Source organism: Microthrixaceae bacterium (genome assembly GCA_023957975.1).
GTDB lineage: Bacteria > Actinomycetota > Acidimicrobiia > Acidimicrobiales > Microtrichaceae > JAMLGM01.
The window spans coordinates 65,509-83,553 of sequence record JAMLGM010000011.1 but is presented as its reverse complement, the minus strand read 5'-3'; the positions used below and the strand labels follow the sequence as shown (position 1 = coordinate 83,553).

General features: G+C 67.2%; 16 protein-coding genes and 1 pseudogene. 9 read left to right on the top strand and 8 right to left on the bottom strand.

Going from position 1 to position 18,045, the window contains the following annotated elements:
• Window positions 1-968: 968 nt before the first annotated feature.
• Window positions 969-1,157 (bottom strand): annotated as a pseudogene (locus tag M9952_14800) (hypothetical protein).
• 229 nt (window positions 1,158-1,386) lie between these two features.
• On the opposite strand from M9952_14800, the gene M9952_14795 reads away from it, so the two are divergent.
• The 6 genes from M9952_14795 (at window position 1,387) to M9952_14770 (ending at window position 7,476) form a co-directional block, all read left to right on the top strand.
• A complete protein-coding gene (locus M9952_14795) occupies window positions 1,387-2,415 on the top strand; it encodes a hypothetical protein (protein ID MCO5314191.1) in 1,029 nt (342 codons plus the stop codon).
• A gap of 57 nt (window positions 2,416-2,472) precedes the next feature.
• Complete coding sequence (locus M9952_14790; protein ID MCO5314190.1) at window positions 2,473-3,162, top strand: histidine phosphatase family protein; 690 nt, start codon at window positions 2,473-2,475, stop codon at window positions 3,160-3,162.
• A 181-nt stretch (window positions 3,163-3,343) separates the two neighbouring features.
• On the top strand, window positions 3,344-4,105 hold the full coding sequence (locus M9952_14785; protein ID MCO5314189.1) for a succinate dehydrogenase cytochrome b subunit: 762 nt from the start codon (window positions 3,344-3,346) through the stop codon (window positions 4,103-4,105).
• 19 nt (window positions 4,106-4,124) lie between these two features.
• Complete coding sequence (locus M9952_14780) at window positions 4,125-6,059, top strand: fumarate reductase/succinate dehydrogenase flavoprotein subunit (protein ID MCO5314188.1); 1,935 nt, start codon at window positions 4,125-4,127, stop codon at window positions 6,057-6,059.
• 9 nt (window positions 6,060-6,068) lie between these two features.
• Window positions 6,069-6,887, top strand: coding sequence for a succinate dehydrogenase/fumarate reductase iron-sulfur subunit (locus M9952_14775; GenBank protein MCO5314187.1), 819 nt, complete (start codon window positions 6,069-6,071; stop codon window positions 6,885-6,887).
• Between the two features lie 124 nt (window positions 6,888-7,011).
• Window positions 7,012-7,476, top strand: coding sequence for a hypothetical protein (locus M9952_14770; protein MCO5314186.1), 465 nt, complete (start codon window positions 7,012-7,014; stop codon window positions 7,474-7,476).
• Between the two features lie 60 nt (window positions 7,477-7,536).
• Here the strand turns inward: M9952_14770 and M9952_14765 are convergent, their stop codons facing one another.
• Window positions 7,537-8,487 (bottom strand): hypothetical protein, encoded by a 951-nt coding sequence (locus M9952_14765; protein ID MCO5314185.1) that lies wholly within the window; start codon window positions 8,485-8,487, stop codon window positions 7,537-7,539.
• Between the two features lie 42 nt (window positions 8,488-8,529).
• On the opposite strand from M9952_14765, the gene M9952_14760 reads away from it, so the two are divergent.
• The 3 genes from M9952_14760 (at window position 8,530) to M9952_14750 (ending at window position 10,894) form a co-directional block, all read left to right on the top strand.
• The gene (locus M9952_14760; protein MCO5314184.1) at window positions 8,530-8,964 is read left to right on the top strand and encodes a hypothetical protein; all 435 of its coding nucleotides are present in this window, start codon (window positions 8,530-8,532) and stop codon (window positions 8,962-8,964) included.
• Between the two features lie 72 nt (window positions 8,965-9,036).
• The gene (locus tag M9952_14755; protein MCO5314183.1) at window positions 9,037-9,876 is read left to right on the top strand and encodes a hypothetical protein; all 840 of its coding nucleotides are present in this window, start codon (window positions 9,037-9,039) and stop codon (window positions 9,874-9,876) included.
• A 187-nt stretch (window positions 9,877-10,063) separates the two neighbouring features.
• On the top strand, window positions 10,064-10,894 hold the full coding sequence (locus M9952_14750; GenBank protein MCO5314182.1) for a hypothetical protein: 831 nt from the start codon (window positions 10,064-10,066) through the stop codon (window positions 10,892-10,894).
• A 128-nt stretch (window positions 10,895-11,022) separates the two neighbouring features.
• Here the strand turns inward: M9952_14750 and M9952_14745 are convergent, their stop codons facing one another.
• The 6 genes from M9952_14745 to M9952_14720 all read right to left on the bottom strand — a co-directional run bounded on the left by M9952_14745 (window position 11,023) and on the right by M9952_14720 (window position 17,939).
• The gene (locus M9952_14745; protein ID MCO5314181.1) at window positions 11,023-12,015 is read right to left on the bottom strand and encodes a malate dehydrogenase; all 993 of its coding nucleotides are present in this window, start codon (window positions 12,013-12,015) and stop codon (window positions 11,023-11,025) included.
• A 203-nt stretch (window positions 12,016-12,218) separates the two neighbouring features.
• Window positions 12,219-12,506, bottom strand: a complete 288-nt coding sequence (locus M9952_14740; protein MCO5314180.1) for a CopG family transcriptional regulator — start codon at window positions 12,504-12,506, stop codon at window positions 12,219-12,221.
• A complete protein-coding gene (locus tag M9952_14735) occupies window positions 12,503-12,811 on the bottom strand; it encodes a hypothetical protein (GenBank protein MCO5314179.1) in 309 nt (102 codons plus the stop codon). The genes M9952_14740 and M9952_14735 overlap by 4 nt, the downstream gene beginning before the upstream one ends.
• Before the next feature lie 80 nt (window positions 12,812-12,891).
• The gene (locus M9952_14730; GenBank protein ID MCO5314178.1) at window positions 12,892-13,896 is read right to left on the bottom strand and encodes a DUF559 domain-containing protein; all 1,005 of its coding nucleotides are present in this window, start codon (window positions 13,894-13,896) and stop codon (window positions 12,892-12,894) included.
• Window positions 13,897-14,089: 193 nt separating this feature from the next.
• Entirely contained in the window at window positions 14,090-15,934 is a 1,845-nt protein-coding gene (locus M9952_14725; protein MCO5314177.1) for an ABC transporter ATP-binding protein/permease, read from the bottom strand.
• Window positions 15,927-17,939, bottom strand: coding sequence for an ABC transporter ATP-binding protein/permease (locus M9952_14720; GenBank protein MCO5314176.1), 2,013 nt, complete (start codon window positions 17,937-17,939; stop codon window positions 15,927-15,929). Before M9952_14720 ends, M9952_14725 begins: the two co-directional genes overlap by 8 nt.
• Window positions 17,940-18,045: the final 106 nt, after the last annotated feature.

Sequence of the window (18,045 nt, the reverse complement as noted above, 5' to 3'; positions counted from 1 at the left end):
CGCTCGCAGGTGCTGGTTTCCGAAGGCTCCTTCGGTGCGTTCAGCGTTACCGAAGGCATCAACGTGTCCGGTCACTACAAGTCCACGACGTGGAAGAAGGCTGGTGCGGGCGACAGCGTGGTGACCTCGACCACGGCGTCACCATCCCTCGTTGCCGATGGAATCTCCGCGGCGACGGTCGTGTCGGACCTGGTCGTTCAGGGCCGCAACGGATCGGCTGGGCAGGCCACGATCGCGGCCGCGGTCACCAACTCGACCGATGCTCTGGTCTTCGACACCGTGACCTTCCGTGGCGGTGTGGCCGGTGACGGCACCAACGGCAACGCCGGCACGAACGCCTCGCAAACCGCGGCGGCGAGCGGCAGCGCTGGTGAGGCGGGCGCCAACGGCGGGGGCTCATGCGACGACTCGACTCGCAAGGCCGGGGGCAACGGCGGCGGTGCTCCCAATGCCGGCGGCAAGGGTGGCGACGGCGGCAAGATCGACACCAAGTGCAGCGTGTGGGCGTGGGAATGGAACTACGACTCGACCGCTGGCCTCAACGGCGCTGCTGGGTCTGGCGGTGCTAGCGGAGGTAACGCCGGCGGACCGTTGACGACCGCGGCCTTCTGCGGTTCGAGCACCGCCGGCCACGGCGCCAACGGCACCAACGGAGCGGCAGGCTCCGCCGGCCCGGCCGGGGTTGCAGGTGCCTCCTCGAACGGAACCGTCAACACCACGACCTGGGCTTGGACCCCCGCCGCGTCAGCGACCGGCGGAGCCGGTGGTGCTGGTAACGCCGGTGGTGGCGGTGGTGGCGGCGGTGGCGGCGGTGGCGCCGACTGCGACGTCGACGACTTCGGCGGCGCCGGTGGTGGCGGCGGTGCGGGCGGCGCGGCTGCCACCTTGGGCGGCACCGGCGGCACCGCTGGGGCGGCCTCCATCGCACTCGTGTTGCACAACTCCAACCCGACCCTCGCCAGCGTGACGGTCGAGGTCGGCACCGGCGGCAAGGGTGGCAACGGCGGCAACGGCGGCCTCGGCCAGCCCGGCGGCGCCGGAGGTGCCGGAGGCGCGGCATTCCAGAAGGGTGGTGCCGGTGGTGCCGGTGGAGCTGGCGGCGCTGGCGGCAACTCAGGCGCTGGCGGCGGTGGTGCCGGCGGCAACGCCATCGGCATCGCGCTGAGCGGCACCGGAGCGGTCAACGGCTCGCCGAGCGTCTCCGGTGGCACCGCTGGTGCTGGCGGCACGGGCGGCAACGCTGGCGCCTCGGGCGCTGTCGTTGGGCTCGCGACGCTGTAGCGCTCAGACGCTGCCCACAGTTCAACTGTGGGCAAATACGACCACCTGCCGGCCGGGGTTGCCCACAGATCAACTGTGGGCGACCCCGGCCGGTAGCGTTCAGGCATGTTTCGCCGTCGAGCGCCGCGACCAGACCGAGCGTGGTCACGCCCAGAGCGGCCCGACCCAGAGCGGCCCGGCTTCGTTGTCGGCACCTGGCTGGGAGCGATGCCTGCGGCGGGCGACGAACGAAGCGTCCTCACCGCCGCCCACGAACTCGGGATCGGACTCGTGGCGGTCACGCCCGACCAGCACCGGCACCTCACCGCCGGGTTTCTCGAGGCGGCAGCCGACCTCGGCATCACCCTCCGACACGACCTCGCCATCGAGACGCGGTCGGCCCCGCGGCTCGGATGGCGCGGCGGCGACGAACGCGACTTTCCCGAATGGATCCGGCGCCATCGCCGACGAGCGACCTTCGTGACCAGCTTCGGGGCCCCATCGATCGCCGCATCCAACCCGCTCACTGCCGGCTCCAACCTCACCCCCCTCAACCTCGCTGAGGTCGACCCATCGGGGTGCATCGCTCATCACAATCCCCCGGATGTCTTCCCGTCACGAGCGCTCTGGGCGGAGGCCACCCGCAACTACCAAGCGATGGTCGTGCGGTTCGCGATCGAGGCGATGCGGGCGCGGCGCCACGACCCGGTCCTCGGCTTTGTCCACGCGGCGTTACTCGACCACGACGCGCCCGTTGCGTCGCCGGGTCTGCTCGGCGCCGATCTGCAGCCGAAGGAGGCGTTTCGGGCGTTCGAGATCGCGAATCGTCCGGTCGTCGCGGTCGCCGATCGTCTGCCCGGCCATCTCCACGGCGGCGAGCCGTTGGCGCTCGACCTCACCGTCGTGAACGATTCGGAGGAGCGGGTCGAGGGCGAAGTCGAGGCGCTGCTCGAATGGAACGGCGACCACCACCGCTGGGGTGCCCGGGTCGGGGTCGATCCGGATCGTTCCGTCGTGGTCGCCACCCCACAATTCGTGGTGCCTGCCATCACCGGACCGCTCAGCCTCACGCTGAACCTTCACCTGAGCGACGGGTCGCCGGCGATCGTTTCGCGCTACACCGGCGAGATCTTCGCCGACCCCCACGAACACTGATCCCCACGAACACTGATCCCCACGAACACTGACCTCCCACGACTCGAGAACGCGCCGATGCCCACCGACCAGCCCAACGAAGCACCCAACCCAGAAGGATTCCGCCAACACCGTTACCGCCCACCGTCGGGGGCGACACGCCTGTTGCTGGTTCGCCACGGGGAAAGCGAGCCTGCGGTTCGGGGCCAACGATTTCCTCTCGTCGACGGCCATGCGGATCCGGCATTGCACCCCGACGGTCGGGCGCAGGCGCAGCGGGTGGGCGAACGGCTCGGCGTCGAGTCCGACATCGCCGGAATCTGGGTGACGACACTGCGTCGAACCCATCAAACCGCGGCACCGCTCGCGAAGCGCCTGGGGATCGAACCGCAGGTCGCCGCAGACCTACGCGAGGTCCATCTCGGCGACTGGGAGGGCGGTGAGTTGCGTTGGCGCGCTGCGGATCGCGACCCGCTGTATCTGCAGGTCATCGAGCAGCGGCGTTGGGACATCATCCCCGGGGCGGAACCGCGGGCGGACTTTGCGGCTCGCCTGCGGCGCGGCGTGGCGATGATCACCACGGCGCATCGTGGTGAGACGGTGGTGGCGGTGGTGCACGGCGGGGTGATCGGACAGTTGCTCGGCGATGCGGTCGGGGCCGACCCGTTCGCGTTCAGCGGCGCCGACAACGCGTCGATCTCGGAATTGATCATCGACGGCGACCGCCAGGTGCTGCGGCGTTTCAACGACACCGCCCACCTCGGGTGACCGCCAACCGCACCGCCGGCTGAGGGCCGGCCGAGGGCCGACTGTGAGCCGGCTCAGCGCCGCGAATCCCCCGGGAACTTAGGCATGCCTAACCTTGAAGGCCTCGATTGCGAGTTTCCGCGCGCCTCGCGTGCGGGGGTAGGTTCATGTCGTACGAACCGTCGACTGGGAGCATGCCCACATGGCGCAAACGATGAATCGACCCGGCGCACAGGCCCGCCGCGTCAACCCTGAACGCAAGCCCGCACCGTGGCCTGTCGAGTTCTACCGAAGTGCGGTCGGTAAGAAGTGGGCGATGGCGCTTTCGGGTGTCGCGATGCTCGGCTTCGTGCTGGCACACGCGATCGGCAACCTGAAGCTCTACATGGCGCCCCACGACGGCGAAGCGGCGCTCGACGGCTACGCGGAGTTCCTCCGGCGTCTGCTCTACCCGCTCGCCCCCGAGGGTGTGGTGTTGTGGCTGATGCGCATCGGGTTGCTGGTGGCGCTCATCGTGCACGTGCACGCGGCGATCACCCTCACGCAGATGAACCGCCGGGCCCGCCCGATGAAGTATCAGTCGCCGCGCGACTACGTGGCGGTGAACTTCGCGTCCCGTTCGATGCGGGTCACCGGGTTCGTCCTGTTGACCTACATCATCTTCCACGTTCTCGATCTCACGATCGGCACCACCAACGGCGGGTTCGTCGCCCATCACGTGCACAACAACTTGGTGGCCTCGCTCGAGCGGCCGTGGGCTGCGGTGATCTACATCGTCGCCAACCTCGCCATCTCGGTGCACCTGTATCACGGCATCTGGTCGGTGTTTCAGTCGACCGGGTTGAACAACCCTCGCTACAACACCGCCCGGCGCACGGTCGCCACCGCGATCGCCGCGTTGATCGGCGTCGTCAACGTCCTCTTCCCGATCATGGTCCTCGCCGGCGTGGTCGAACGAGTCTGAGAGCGAATAAGGAACACACATGGCATTCACGCTCGATTCCGCGATTCCCCCCGGCCCGCTCGCCGATAAATGGGAGTCGCACAAGTTCACGACCAAGCTCGTCAACCCCGCGAACCGTCGTAAGTTCGAGGTCATCGTCGTCGGAACGGGTCTTGCCGGTGGCGCGGCGGCGGCCACCCTCGGTGAGCTCGGCTACAACGTCAAGGTCTTCACGTATCACGACTCCCCTCGTCGGGCGCACTCGATCGCCGCTCAGGGTGGCATCAACGCGGCGAAGAACTACCGCGGCGACGGCGACAGCATCCATCGCCTCTTCTACGACACAATCAAGGGCGGCGACTTCCGCTCCCGCGAGGCCAACGTGCACCGCCTCGCCGAGGTGTCGCTGAACATCATCGACCAGTGCGTCGCCCAGGGGGTTCCGTTCGGCCGCGAGTACAGCGGTCTGCTCGACAACCGTTCCTTCGGCGGCGCCCAGGTGGCCCGCACGTTCTATGCCCGTGGCCAGACCGGCCAGCAGCTGTTGTTGGGGGCCTACCAGGCGCTCGCCCGCCAGATTCATGCGGGCACCTGCACCCTCTACAACAAGATGGAAATGATCGAACTCGTCGTCGGCGACGACGGCGTGGCGACCGGCATCATCGCCCGAGATCTGCTCACCGGCGAACTCAGCCGCCACTCGGCCCACGCCGTGGTGCTCGCCACCGGCGGCTACGGCAACGTCTATTTCCTGTCGACGAACGCCAAGAACTCCAACGCCACCGCGGCGTGGCGTGCGCACCGCAAGGGCGCGGCCTTCGCCAACCCCTGCTACACGCAGATTCACCCGACCTGCATTCCGCCGTCGGACGAGTTCCAGTCGAAGCTCGTGCTGATGTCGGAGTCGCTGCGTAACGACGGCCGCATCTGGGTGCCGAAGAACGCCGCCGACTGCGGTAAGGACGCCGCCTCGATCGCCGAGGACGACCGCGACTACTACCTCGAGCGCAAGTACCCGGCGTTCGGCAACCTGGTGCCTCGAGACATCGCGTCCCGCAATGCGAAGACGATGGTCGACCAGGGCCTTGGCATCGGTCCGCTGCGCAACGGCGTGTATCTCGATTTCGCCGAGTCGATCGGCCGTCTCGGCGAGGACACGATCAAGGCCCGCTACGGCAACCTGTTCGACATGTACGAGCGCATCACCGGCGAGAACCCCTACAAGGTTCCGATGCGCATCTACCCCGCCACCCACTACACGATGGGTGGCCTGTGGGTGGACTACAACCTCATGACCACAGTGCCGGGCCTGTTTGCGATCGGCGAGGCGAACTTCTCCGATCACGGCGCCAACCGTTTGGGTGCCTCGGCGCTCATGCAGGGTCTGGCCGACGGCTACTTCGTGTTGCCTCCCACCATCGCCGGGTTCCTCGCCCCGCAGTTGGGAACGGCCCCGATGGCGACCGATTCCGCCGCGTTCGACCGCGCCGAGGCGGATGCCCGTGGCCGCATCGACATGTTGATGGGCGCCAAGGGCACGCACTCGGTCGACCACTATCACCGTGAGCTCGGCAAGATCATCTGGGATTACTGCGGCATGGCCCGCAACTCCACCGATCTGGGCAAGGCGCTCAGCGAGATCCCGGTGCTGCGCGAGGAGTTCCGCCGCGACGTCAAGATTCTCGGCACGGCCGAGGGCGTGAACCAGTCGCTTGAAAAGGCGTTGCGTGTCGACGACTTCATGGAACTCGCCGAGTTGAAGGTGCGCGACGCACTGCATCGCGAAGAGTCCTGCGGCGGTCACTTCCGTGAGGAACACCAGACCCCTGAGGGCGAGGCCAAGCGCGACGACGAGAACTTCATGTATGTCGGGGCGTGGGAGTACGGCGGTCCGAACATCCAGACCGACGCCGTCTTGCACAAGGAACCGCTTGAGTACGAAGTGGTTGAGCCGACCCAGCGCAGCTACAAGTAGGAGTCACCGATGACCGATACCGCATCCAACGGCGCTGCACCCCAGAGTCACGCCGAAATGTTGAACCTGACGCTCAAGGTGTGGCGTCAGGAGGGCCCTTCGGCGGCCGGCCATTTCGAGACCTACACGACCTCCATCGCCGATGATGCGTCGTTTCTCGAGATGCTCGACTACGTGAACGAAGACCTGATCGACCACGACAAGGAGCCGATCACCTTCGACCACGATTGTCGTGAGGGCATCTGCGGAACGTGTGGTCTGATGATCAACGGTCAGGCGCACGGCCCTCAGGCAGCGACGGCGACGTGCCAGTTGCACATGCGCCAGTTCAAAGATGGCGACGAGATCGTCATCGAGCCGTGGCGCGCTGCAGCGTTTCCGATCATCAAGGACCTGATGGTCAACCGTGCCCCGCTCGATCGCATCATCGAGTCGGGCGGTTACATCTCGGTCAGCACCGGTTCTGCCCCCGACGCGAACATTCTCGCGGTGCCTCGCGATGCTGCGGAGTCGGCGATGGACGCTGCGGCCTGCATCGGTTGTGGTGCGTGCGTCGCTGCGTGCCCGAACGGTGCGGCGCAGCTATTCACCTCGGCGAAGATGCAGCAGCTCAACATGTTGCCTCAGGGTCAGGCCGAGCGTTGGAGCCGTTCGGAGAACATGGTCGAGACGATGGAGATGTACTTCGGATCGTGCACGAATCACGGCGAGTGCCAGGAGGCGTGCCCGAAGGAGATCAGCATCGACTTCATCGCCATGATGAACCGCGACTACCTGAAGGCGAAGCTGGCGAACCGCCGCCGCGGCGGCCAGAAGAAGTCCGGCTGATCCCCGCTCGCTGCCGGCTCGCTGCCCGTTCCCGCCTGTTCTCCGATAACCAGTGGTCGTGATCACGACCACTGGTTATCGGAGAACGGCGTTTTTGGGGTACCTCACCGATACGCTGGCTGCCATGGGTAGCCCTCGTCGCGTTCTTGTCGGTCTTGGTCTCGTCGCAGCGTTGGGTTGCGGCCTGAGCGGATGCAGCGGTGACGACGAGGCCAACGCCAACCCGTCCACCACCGCCGCGGACGCGGTCTCGGGACAAGATGGCGGCGGCACGAGCGGTGACGCCCCGTACGACTCTTCGTGTGTCGACGCCTCGTTCGTGGTGTCACCGTCCAATGCGATGTCATCGATGGACGAAGGGGTCGCAGCCAAGATGCTGGAGAACTCCCAGGCGTTCCTCGAGACCCTCACCGACGAGCAGCGAGAAGCGTTCACGTTTGTCGGCCAGAAGGCGAACGAGGTCTTCGTCAATGGTGAACTCGACGAACAGGCGCTCGCTGCGCAGGGCAGCGACCCCGAGTTGCAGGCCGCCCAGGCGATCGTGTCGGGCTGGTTCGCCGAGCACTGCACCGTCCAAGCCGAGGGCTGAGGCCTCCCGGCTGCGGTCTCCCGGCTGAGGCCTCCACGGCGCCCGGTTACCGGGCGTCGGTCAGGTGGTCGGTGGCTGGTTGAACTCGATCCAACCGTGTCCGCGGCGTCCGTCGCGTGCGGTGAATCGCGCCAGTGCCCTCGGAAAACGCGCCTCGCGGCCATCGTCGTGCACCAACAACACGGGAGCCCAGGCGATCGGTTCGACATCGAGGGTCAAGCCGCCGAATTCGAGCGTCGCCGAGTCCGCGAGACCTTCGTGACCGAACGCGGCCGACACCCGCACCTCGTCGAACTCGTCGAACTCGGTGGACGAGGAGGCGTCGGGGTCGAGTAGGTAGGCGATTCCGAAGGTGCCATCGGACACGCCGCCTCCCGGTTCGTGGAATCCGCCGACCGCGTGAAAGCGGGTTCCGTCGTCGAGGCGTCCGGCGCTCCACATCCAACCCATCATCCACCAGTCGCGAGGCCCACCCCACGAGTGGTCGCGCTGGCCCCAGGCATCGATGTCGATCGTGTCGGAGCCGACCATCACCTGGCCGTGCACCTTGCAGGGGATCTCCATCCGGGTCTGGATCGGCGGCCAGAGATACGCGGCTCTGTCGGTGGTGAAGTCGAGTTCGAACCCGAAGGGCACCAACGTTCCGCGCTGGTCGTGGTACATGTCGGCGGGGTCGTCGAGTTCGAGGGCGAAACTCTCGAGGTTGACCGAGAACTGCTCGAGGGGGGCGTCGACGCTGTGATCGGCCCACAGCCCGTCGGCGCGAACCTCCAGCGATTGCGGATCCTTCGGCAGCTCGGCGTCATGGGAGGTCACCATGACGAGCCGACGGCCCTCGCCGACGATGCAACCCCAGTACCAGACCCGATTGAGGTTGGGGTAGAAACCGATGCGGAGGTAGCCGCCGAGCGCGCCGTCGTCGGTGAACCAGTCGAGGTAGTACGACTCGTTCCACAGCGGCTGGTCGTCGGGTGTGTGGCGGCGTTCGTCGGATGGCGACGGGGTTCCCATGCGCCCCGACCATAACCGGTCGCCAAGTAGGCTGCGTGGCCGATGGCGCTGCAATATCTGTCCGACGATTGGCTCGACGAGGCCGCCGCCCTGTTGGCCCGAATCGTGATCGAACCGCCGATCGACGGGCCAGCGCTGGCCCTCGACACGATCGTGACCGGAGACGACTCCGACGATTCGGCTGGCGACGGTTCGGCCGGTGACACGGTGCGTTTCCGGTACCTGTTCGATGGTGCGTCGGTGACGTTGATTCGGGAAATTCCGGGTGAGGATGCCGACATCTCGGTCGTGAGAATCACCCAGTCGCGACGGGTGGCGATCGACATTGCCCGAGGCGAACGCAGCGCCCAGGAGGCCTTCCTGGCGACCGACATCCAACTCGGCGGCGACGTCACCCGTCTCATCCAACTCGCCGGGCTGCTCGATCAGGTCGGCGACGCGTTGGCACCGCTACGCGCAACCACCGAGTTCCGCTAGCGACCGCACGCCGCTGGCCGCTGGCCGCTGGCCGCTGGCCGAGCGCGTGCCCCGGCGCGATACGTTGGCGCGATGCCCGAGTTGCCGGAGATCCGAGTGCACGCCGAACGTCTCGAGGCCGCGTACGCAGGACGGGTGCTGACACGGACACAGGCGATCTCGTTCTCGGTACTCAAGACCTTCTCCCCGACTCCCGACGCCGCGCTCGGCGAAGCGCTGGACTCGGTGGGTACACGCGGCAAGTTCTTCCTGTTGCGATTCCCCAGTGCGGTCTTCGTCGTGCACCTCATGCAGGGCGGGCGCCTCACCCCCGACTCGAAGCTGTCGACCAAACCTCGAGGGGGCTTGTTTCGCTGGCACTTCGACCAGGGGCCGGCGCTGTTGCTCACCGAGCCCGGGACCGAACGCAAGGCCGGGGTCTGGGTGATCGCTCCGGGTGACGAAACGGTGCCGCCGCTCGACCAGCAGGGCCCCGAGGCCGATCAGGTCACCCCGGCGATGCTCGACGCGATCCTGACCGAGGCGAAGGGGGCTCGTCTTCACGGGGTGTTGCGCGACCAGCACCGGATCGCGGGGATCGGCAGGCGCCTTGCCAACGAGGTGTGTTGGGCCGCACAGATCTCGCCGTTTGCGCCGGCGAACAAGCTCGGCGACGACGACCGTGTTCGACTGATGACCGCGCTCGACCGGGTCATCGCTGCCGGCTTCGAGGACGAACGCACGCGGGACCACATGGCGAACTCGGCGGATCGAGCGAGTTGTGTCCACCGCCATACCGGCGACGCATGTCCTCGCTGCGGCGACACGATCCGCGAGGTCACCTACAACGCCTACCAGGTGAACTACTGCCCGAGCTGCCAGACGAAGGGCAAGGTGCTGGCCGATAACACCACCTCGAAGTTCCTGAAATAGCTCGCTGCTCGCTCGGCGGTGGGCGTGGCGGCTGTGGCGGCGGTGGTCGGTGAGCGGCGGGCGGCGGTGGTCGGCACATCCTCGACGTCTGAGAGCGCTCTTGGCGACGCGGCTGGCAACGACCGACGACAAGGGGAAGGCTGCCGAAGACCGCGGGCCGATGGCCCTGACCCCGTTTAGGTGTGCCATGTCCGACAACAGCGAGCCGACCAGCCTCGAGCCGACCGGCCTCGAGCCCACGATGAACGACGGCGACGAGCAACGCAACCTCATCCTCGCCGGAGCGCCTCGGTGGGCGGATCCGACGCAGGTCATGCAGGTCGACCCTCACCCGACCGAGCCGATTGCGGTGACCTGGGGCGGGGCGCCCGTTCCCACGACCGCTCCAGCGATCGCCTCGCCAACAACCTCGCCGCAGGCCGCGACACTGGCCGGGACACTGGTTCTGCCGGAGCAGCCTGCTCAGCCGGCGATGTCGCCGCCGTTCCCGCCGTTCCCACCGTTCCCGCTCGGCGGCTATCCGACCCCGAGTTCGAATGCGGAGGAATTGCAGGCCCGGTTGGCCGCAGCCGAGGCCGCACTCGTCGACCAGGCAGCCCGGGCGCACCGGCGAAACGTCATTCTCATCGCCGGAGTCGTGCTGTTCACCGTGGCCGCGTCGGTCGGCGCCGTCGTGATCACCTCCTGGAATAACCAGCGAGGTGACGCCGCCACCCCCGTCCTGCCCGTACCCACCACCGCAGCCCCCCGATCCACCGCTGCGCCGACGACGTCGCCGCGTTCGACGGCTCCGTCGACGACCGCCCCGCGTTCGACGGCCCCGTCAACGACCGAGCCGTCGAGTTCGGCCCCAGCTGTTCCGCCTGCTGCGCCGGGTAACGAGTCCACCTCCGGGCTCGACCAGTGGCTCGATGAGAGCGGCGTTGGCGAGTATTGGGATCGCATCGAGCAGTGGAGTCGAGACCTTGAGCGCGAGGCCGACGCCTGGCTCAACGAGACCTTCGGCGGAGGCCGCTGAGGTACTGAGCCCTGCGGTTCCGAGCCACTGAGGTTCAACGACGCGACTGGGGCGCCCCACGAAGGAGGCGCCCCAATTCACTACCTACCGGTTAAGCGTCCGGGCGCACGAGCGCGCCAACGGTCGGTTCAGATCAGGCCGAGTTCCTTCACCGCATCGCGTTCCTCGGCGAGTTCGCCGACGGTCTTGTCGATGCGCTCCTGGGAGAACTCGTTGATGTCGAGCCCCTGCACGATTTCGTACTTGCCGTCCTTGCACACGCACGGGAACGACGAGATGAGTCCCTCGGGCACGCCGTAGGAACCGTCCGACGGGATCGCCATCGACACCCAGTCGCCCTCGTCGGTGCCGAGGTGCCAGCTGCGGATATGGTCGATCGCAGCGTTTGCCGCCGAGGCCGCCGAGCTGAGCCCGCGGGCCTTGATGATGGCGGCGCCTCGCTGGGCGACGGTGGGGATGTACTCGTTCGCGTACCAGTCCTGATCGTTGACGAGTTCTGCGGCGTTCTGGCCGTTGACCTCGGCGTGGAACAGATCCGCGAACTGGGTGGCGGAGTGGTTGCCCCAGATCGTCATCTTCTTGACGTCGTTGACCGTGGTGTTGGTGCGCTGAGCGAGCTGGGTCATCGCACGGTTGTGGTCGAGTCGGGTCATGGCGGTGAACCGGCCCGGGTCGAGGTCTGGCGCGTTGTTCATCGCGATGAGCGCATTGGTGTTGGCCGGGTTGCCGACGACGAGGATCTTCGCGTCCTTCTTGGCGTTGGCCGACAGCGCCTGGCCCTGGGGCTTGAAGATGCCGCCGTTGGCCGACAGGAGATCGGAGCGCTCCATCCCGTCCTTGCGCGGCATGGCGCCGACGAGGAGAGCGACGTCGATGTCACCGAACGCAACGTTTGCGTCGTCGGTCTGCTCGATGCCGGCGAGCAGCGGGAATGCGCAGTCGTCGAGTTCCATCGCCACGCCGCGAAGCGCCTCGAGGGCCGGGGTGATTTCGAGCAGTTGAAGGATCACGGGCTGGTCGTCACCGAGCATCGCGCCGCTGGCGATCCGAAACAGCAGGCTGTACCCGATCTGGCCGGCCGCACCGGTGACAGCAACACGCATGGGGGCTTTTGTGCTCACAGAGTCTCCTCGTTTGTTGGGCGACGCCCATGCCGCCCGCATATGCCGAGGTTACCGCCTCACCGCTTCCCCGCCGCCACCGCGTCCCGCTCCCGCCTGTTCGCGCGCGCCCCCGCCTGTTCGCGCGCGCCCCCGCCTGTTCTCGCGCGCCCCCGCCTGTTCGCGCGCGCCCTTGCCTGTTCTCCGATAACCAGTGGTCGTGATCACGACCACTGGTTATCGGAGAACGGCGGCTGTCGTTCCAACTCCCGTTCGACCGCGCGCCGAATCCAACTCGACACCGAGCGATCGTCGGCCGCTGCCCGGCTTCGAACCTCATCTATCACCGCAGGCTCAAACCGCACCGGCACCAACTCGCTCAGATTCGACCGCTTCCGCCGACGGGGTGGACCTTGCGGGATCTGGTTCTCGTCTTGCTCGTAGAAGTGGAACTCCTGCGCCGGCGTCATCTCCGCCTGGTCGGCCGCGCTCTTTGGCTCGCGCTTACTCATCGATCCTCCCGATACTTCACCGCCAGGGCCTGCGACGCGACGTAACAGCCGATCGGACGGCACTTCGTCACGGAGCCTGCACGCGCCGGAGCCAACGGCACCACCAACACCACCCCACCTGTTTCGGCAACCATCAGCCAGTGCGCCGGCGGCTTCGCCGGGTAGAAGAGCGGTGCGGATGCCCAGACGTCGTAGATGTCAGCAACGCCAAGCGACGCGTGCTTGAACAGGTGCGCGAGCTGACGGTCAATCTCGAACGGGTCGAACTCATCGAGCAGATCGATGTCGAAATACTCATCCCTCATTTTGTATCACAATCGAATACGTCGGCCCGCTCGCCCCCGCCTGTTCTCCGATAACCAGTGGTCGTGATCACGACCACTGGTTATCGGAGAACGGGTTTGGTGGGCAGGCTCCCGGCCTGACTCCCGGCTTGGGCGCGGGCCTTCGCTCGGGCCTGGGCGCTGACTCGAGCGCGGGCTTCGCGCAACGCGTCGTCAACCCGTTCGAGGATCGGACCCGGACGTTGAAACAGCTCGTCGTCCCAGACCTCGACCACGATGAATCCGTCCGACTCCAACTGAGCGGTGCGTCGGGCATCGGCCTGCACGTCGACGAGCGCACGGTGGTATCGCTCGCTCATCACCTCGACCACGACCGGCAACGACTCGTGACGAAAGTCGACCCGCCCGGTCCAGTCGGCGGCACCGGTATCGACCTGTCGCCGAAACTCCATCAGGTTCGACTCGAACAGGGTCATCGCCCGCGCCTCGATGCCGGAGGCCGGCGGCGTGTAGTCGGGTCCGCGTTCGTCGATGTATCGGCGCAGCCCGGCGGTGCCGTCTCGACCCCGCTCGCCGAGTTGCGCCAAGAATCGGATGATCGATGCCCCCGACAGCAGCCGTTTCGACCACATCTGTTCGACTCGACGAATCGCCGTCTCCTCACGAAAGTCGGCGAACAGGTGCAGGGCCAACAGTTCGGGGCGACAGACGGTGATCCCATCGATCTGCGTCGTCCAACGCGCGGGCAGTTCCTCCATGCGACGAATTCGGCTCCCCTCAGGCGCGGTCGTCACCCGGCTGCGGGTTGTCACGACGTGAATCGGCCGGGGGCGCATTCCGTCGAGCGACCACAACCACCCAGCGGACTCATAGGAGACCGCCGCATGGCCGCGACGTCCGGCCACGAGCAACACCGCAGCGAGCATCTGCTGTTCGACGGTGCGCGGCGTCCCCTTGCGTCGCAACACCCCGTTGCCCAGGTCTTCCCACTGCCCCGAACGAGTGAGCCAGCGGATCTCGGATCGGGTCATTCCCGCGGCGCGAAGCCACCAGGTGGTTGTGAGCCCGTGGGTTCGCTCGGCCAGGTCAGCTGCATCGATCTTCATCGGTCGATCGTGCGCCGTTGGCGGGGCCGGCATCTATGGGGGCTGTCCCCCTACTCACCCTCGGCCTGTTCTCCGATAACCACTGGTCGTGATCACGACCACTGGTTATCGGAGAACGGGTCGGGCTGGGCCGGCGGGCCAGGCAGGGCCAGGCGGGCGGGCGGCCAGGCGGGGCGGGCTAGCGCTGGCAGGGCTATGAGGCGCGGGTGTTACCGACCCACGACCCGTAGAGGCCGGCGTACACCCCGCCGGCCGCGACGAGTTCGTCATGCGCACCCAACTCGACGAGGCATCCGCGGTCGAACACCGCGACCAGGTCGGCGGCCTCGGCGGTGGAAAGCCGGTGGGCGATCGACACCGTCGTTCTCCCCTGCGCGAGGCGCAACAAGGCGCCGGCAAGCGCTCGTTCGGTTTCGGGGTCGACGGCCGAGGTCGCCTCGTCGAGGATCAGCAGGCCGGGATCGGCGAGCTGGGCTCGGGCCAGCGCGACGAGTTGCCGTTCGCCGACCGAGAGGTTGTCGCCACGTTCGCCGGTGTGGGTGTCGAGGCCGTCGGGCAACGAGTCGACCCACCATCGCAGTCCAAGCGCGTCGATCGCCGCCATCGCATCGAGTGCCCCGGCGGGACGTCCGTCATAGCGGGTCCGGCCGAGCAGAATATTGTCACCGACGGTGCCTTCAAACAGGAAGCCGTCCTGGGGAACCATGCGGATGGCATGGGTGCGAGCCTGGGCGTCGACGTCTCGAAGGTCGACCCCTCCGACACGGATCTCGCCGCCGGTCGGGTCGGCGAGACGGCAGATCAGTTTGGCGAGCGTGGTCTTTCCCGAGCCGGTCTCGCCGACGATCGCCAGGTTGGTGCCGGCGGGGATCTTCAACACGACGTCGTTCAACACGAGCGCGCCGTCACCATAGGAGAAATCGACATGATCGATGTCGATATCCAGTGGACCCGCCGGCAACCGAACCCCGTCAACCGGCTCGACGACGTCGACGGGGGTGTCCAACACGTCGAGCACCTTTCTCCACCCGGCAATGGCGGACTGGGTCTGGTCGAGCACCTCGCCGAGCTCGCCGATCGGCTGCTGCAACAGATTCACGAGGAACATCAACGCCACCAGCGACCCGGCGTTCAGGCCCCAGTCGACCCCCACGCTGGCCCCGGTGGCGATCACCGCTCCGAGCGCGACCGCGCAGAACACATCGGCGATCGGAAACATCAGCCCCACATACCAGGCGGCCTTCAACGTGGTGCGGCGCTGCTCGGCGATGGCGGAGTGGAGGTTTCGACGGGCACGTCCGTTGAGGTCGTAGGCCCGTAGAACGCGGGCGCCCATCACGGACTCGGAGATCTCCGAGAACGTGGCCGCGGTGGCGTTGCGCACCTCGTCGTAGGCCGCGATCTGACGCCGTTGCACCGAACGCAACACCACAACCACCGGCATGATCACCGCGATCGTGATGAGCGTGAGCTGCCACGAGTAGACGAACATCACGAGCAGCACACCGACGAGCACCGCCGAGTTCATGATCCAACTCAGCGCTCCCCAACCGGCGAACTGCGTGAGGGTGTCGATGTCGGAGGTGACCCGGCTCACGAGCACTCCCCGTTTCGATTCGGTGTGGGTGCTGAGGCTGAGACGGTGGATGTGATCGAACGCCCGGGTCCGCAGGCCATAGAGGGTGTCCTCGGCGACACGGGCCATCCGGTAATAGGTGAAACGCCCGCCGACGGCCACGAGCACGAGCGCGGCGAGCGCTGCCGAACAGCAGCCGATGACGAAGCCCGGCCGGAAGCCGTCGGGGCCGGTGATGCCGCGGTCGATGATCTGTTGGACGGCGATCGGGATGACCAGGCGACTGATGGCGATGAGAATGCCGACGGCTGCCGAACTCTTGACCCCGCGGCGAAGTTCGGGCGATTCGGCGAGGCCGCGCTTGAGCACCGACCATGCGCCGGCCGGACGAGCGCCGGCGGGACGAGCGCCGGCCGGAAGGTCGTCGGCGGGACGAGCGCCGGCCGGACGAGCGTCAGTCATCGTCGCCCTCCCCTTCCACCTCGTCGGTCTCGGTTTCCTCGTACGCATGCACAAGCGCGGCGTAGTCGGGGTTGGCGAGGAGGTCGGCGTGGGTGCCGTCACCTGCGATGCGGCCGTCATTGAGGAACAAGACCCGGTCGGCCAACAAGATGGTCGACAGTCGGTGAGCGACCACCATGAGCGTGGCGTGCTCGGCGCGGAGATTGGCGAGGATTTCGGCCTCGATCGTGGGGTCGACCGCGGAGGTGGCGTCGTCGAGCAACAGCACCTTGGGTGAGCCCATCAATGCCCGAGCCAGGGCCACGCGCTGGCGCTGGCCACCCGAAAGCGTGACGCCGCGCTCCCCCACGACCGTGTCCCACTTCGCTGGGAGCCGCTCGACGAACCGGTCGACGCGAGCGACGCGCGCCACGTGTTCGAGCCGGGCGTCGAGGTCACTATCGCCGGCTTCACCACCGCCAGCAGCACCGCCGCCGGCGGCCAGCACGATGTTGTCCCGGATCGTCGTCGAGAACAGGAAGCTCTCCTGAAACGCGATGCGCACCAGCGAGCTCAGCGACTGACGATCGATCGTGGAGATGTCGTGGCCGTCGACCGAAATCGTTCCCGAATCGGGGTCGATCACCCGGATGAGGAGGTCGTTGATGGTCGACTTCCCCGATCCGGTCGATCCGACGAGCGCCACGGTTTCGCCCGGTGCGATTTCGAAGGTCACACCGTCCAGCACCTCGACACCGCCCTCGCCCGCGTCCACGCCGACACCCTCGCCCACCTCGTCCGGCGTCGATGTCCCATAGGAGAAGGTGACGTTGTCGAACCGGACGCCCACGGCGCGGTCGCGGTCGGGCGCCACCACCCCGGCGCCATCGGGCTCGTCGGCCTCGTCGAGCACCTCATCGACTCGGCGGATCGACACCACCGACCGCGGCAGTTCCTGCAGGAAGAACCCGAAGATGCGCATCGGCATGGCCAACAGCGAGAACATCGCGGCCGCCTGCACGAGGTTGCCGACCGACGCCGCGCCGCTATCGATCCGCCATGCTCCCACGAGCACCAGCACGATCGTGCCGACCGAGGGCAGCACCTCGAGCACCGGTTCGAACAACGCCCGAAGCGCAGCGAGTCGGTAGCGCTCTTGGCGGAGCTCGTCGGCAGCGGCGGCGAATCGGTCTCGTTCGACGTCTTCGATGCCGAGGGTCTTGACGACGAGCGCTCCGTCGAAACTCTCGTGAGCGACCGCCGAAACGTGGGCGATGCGTTCCTGCGAGCGGCGGATCGGGTCGACGGCGAGGCCCGAGTAGATGCGGTACAACAGCGTGATGAGCGGGAACATGACGACCGCGATGAGGGCGAAGGTCCAGTCCGCTGCCGCGAGGGAGATGAGGGCGAACACGACGAGCGCGGCAACGCCGATGCTGAATGGCAACGCCTTGATCATCGTGGTGGTTCCGATGACGTCGGAGTCGGTGCGGCTGAGCAGTTCGCCCGTGGGTTTGGTGTGGTAGTAGCGCAGCGGGACGGTGAGGTATTTGTCGACGACGCCGCGGCGCAGTGTCGCTTGCATCGAGGCTTCCAACACCGCCGCGAAGTAGCGCCGGATGATGACGCCCGAACCGCGCAGCAGCGACATGACGACGACCGCAGCGAAGGCCGCCCACAAGGTCGAGGCGCTCACGCCCTTGTCACCGAACGCCGGGGTGATGACCTCGTCGGTGATACGGCCGAGCACCACGGTGCCCAACACGGTGGCGCCCGAGAACAGGAAGGCCGCTGCGACCGAGATGACCATCGGGGCCGGATGAGCGCGAGCGATCCGGGCGACGAGTCGGGCGCCGTCGCGATACAGGGTGCTGCGATCGGTGCTGACGAGCCGGTTGAGCTCGTCGGCCGCGCCCGCCACGGCGCCCGCTGCCGCGACGGCCGCGGGAGCGTCGGCGGCGACAGCTTCGCGCGCGGCGAGTTCAGCGGGGCTCAGTTCGTCGAGGTCTGCGGCGCGGTCGGACATCGCCTCTCGACATTACGTGAGCCCACCCCAGCCCGTTTCCCGATAACCAGTGGTCGTGATCACGACCACTGGTTGTCGGAGAACAGGCAAGGCGAGGTAGGGCGCC

What these genes read in the sequence shown, in the direction of transcription:
- M9952_14750 (MCO5314182.1), top strand. Translation starts at nt 10,064, where the DNA reads ATGTCCGACAACAGCGAGCCGACCAGCCTCGAGCCGACCGGCCTCGAG.
- M9952_14785 (MCO5314189.1), top strand. Translation starts at nt 3,344, where the DNA reads ATGGCGCAAACGATGAATCGACCCGGCGCACAGGCCCGCCGCGTCAAC.
- M9952_14740 (MCO5314180.1), bottom strand. Translation starts at nt 12,506, where the DNA reads ATGAGTAAGCGCGAGCCAAAGAGCGCGGCCGACCAGGCGGAGATGACG.
- M9952_14775 (MCO5314187.1), top strand. Translation starts at nt 6,069, where the DNA reads ATGACCGATACCGCATCCAACGGCGCTGCACCCCAGAGTCACGCCGAA.
- M9952_14765 (MCO5314185.1), bottom strand. Translation starts at nt 8,487, where the DNA reads ATGGGAACCCCGTCGCCATCCGACGAACGCCGCCACACACCCGACGAC.
- M9952_14790 (MCO5314190.1), top strand. Translation starts at nt 2,473, where the DNA reads ATGCCCACCGACCAGCCCAACGAAGCACCCAACCCAGAAGGATTCCGC.
- M9952_14735 (MCO5314179.1), bottom strand. Translation starts at nt 12,811, where the DNA reads ATGAGGGATGAGTATTTCGACATCGATCTGCTCGATGAGTTCGACCCG.
- M9952_14780 (MCO5314188.1), top strand. Translation starts at nt 4,125, where the DNA reads ATGGCATTCACGCTCGATTCCGCGATTCCCCCCGGCCCGCTCGCCGAT.
- M9952_14725 (MCO5314177.1), bottom strand. Translation starts at nt 15,934, where the DNA reads ATGACTGACGCTCGTCCGGCCGGCGCTCGTCCCGCCGACGACCTTCCG.
- M9952_14795 (MCO5314191.1), top strand. Translation starts at nt 1,387, where the DNA reads ATGTTTCGCCGTCGAGCGCCGCGACCAGACCGAGCGTGGTCACGCCCA.
- M9952_14755 (MCO5314183.1), top strand. Translation starts at nt 9,037, where the DNA reads ATGCCCGAGTTGCCGGAGATCCGAGTGCACGCCGAACGTCTCGAGGCC.
- M9952_14730 (MCO5314178.1), bottom strand. Translation starts at nt 13,896, where the DNA reads ATGAAGATCGATGCAGCTGACCTGGCCGAGCGAACCCACGGGCTCACA.
- M9952_14770 (MCO5314186.1), top strand. Translation starts at nt 7,012, where the DNA reads ATGGGTAGCCCTCGTCGCGTTCTTGTCGGTCTTGGTCTCGTCGCAGCG.
- M9952_14720 (MCO5314176.1), bottom strand. Translation starts at nt 17,939, where the DNA reads ATGTCCGACCGCGCCGCAGACCTCGACGAACTGAGCCCCGCTGAACTC.
- M9952_14760 (MCO5314184.1), top strand. Translation starts at nt 8,530, where the DNA reads ATGGCGCTGCAATATCTGTCCGACGATTGGCTCGACGAGGCCGCCGCC.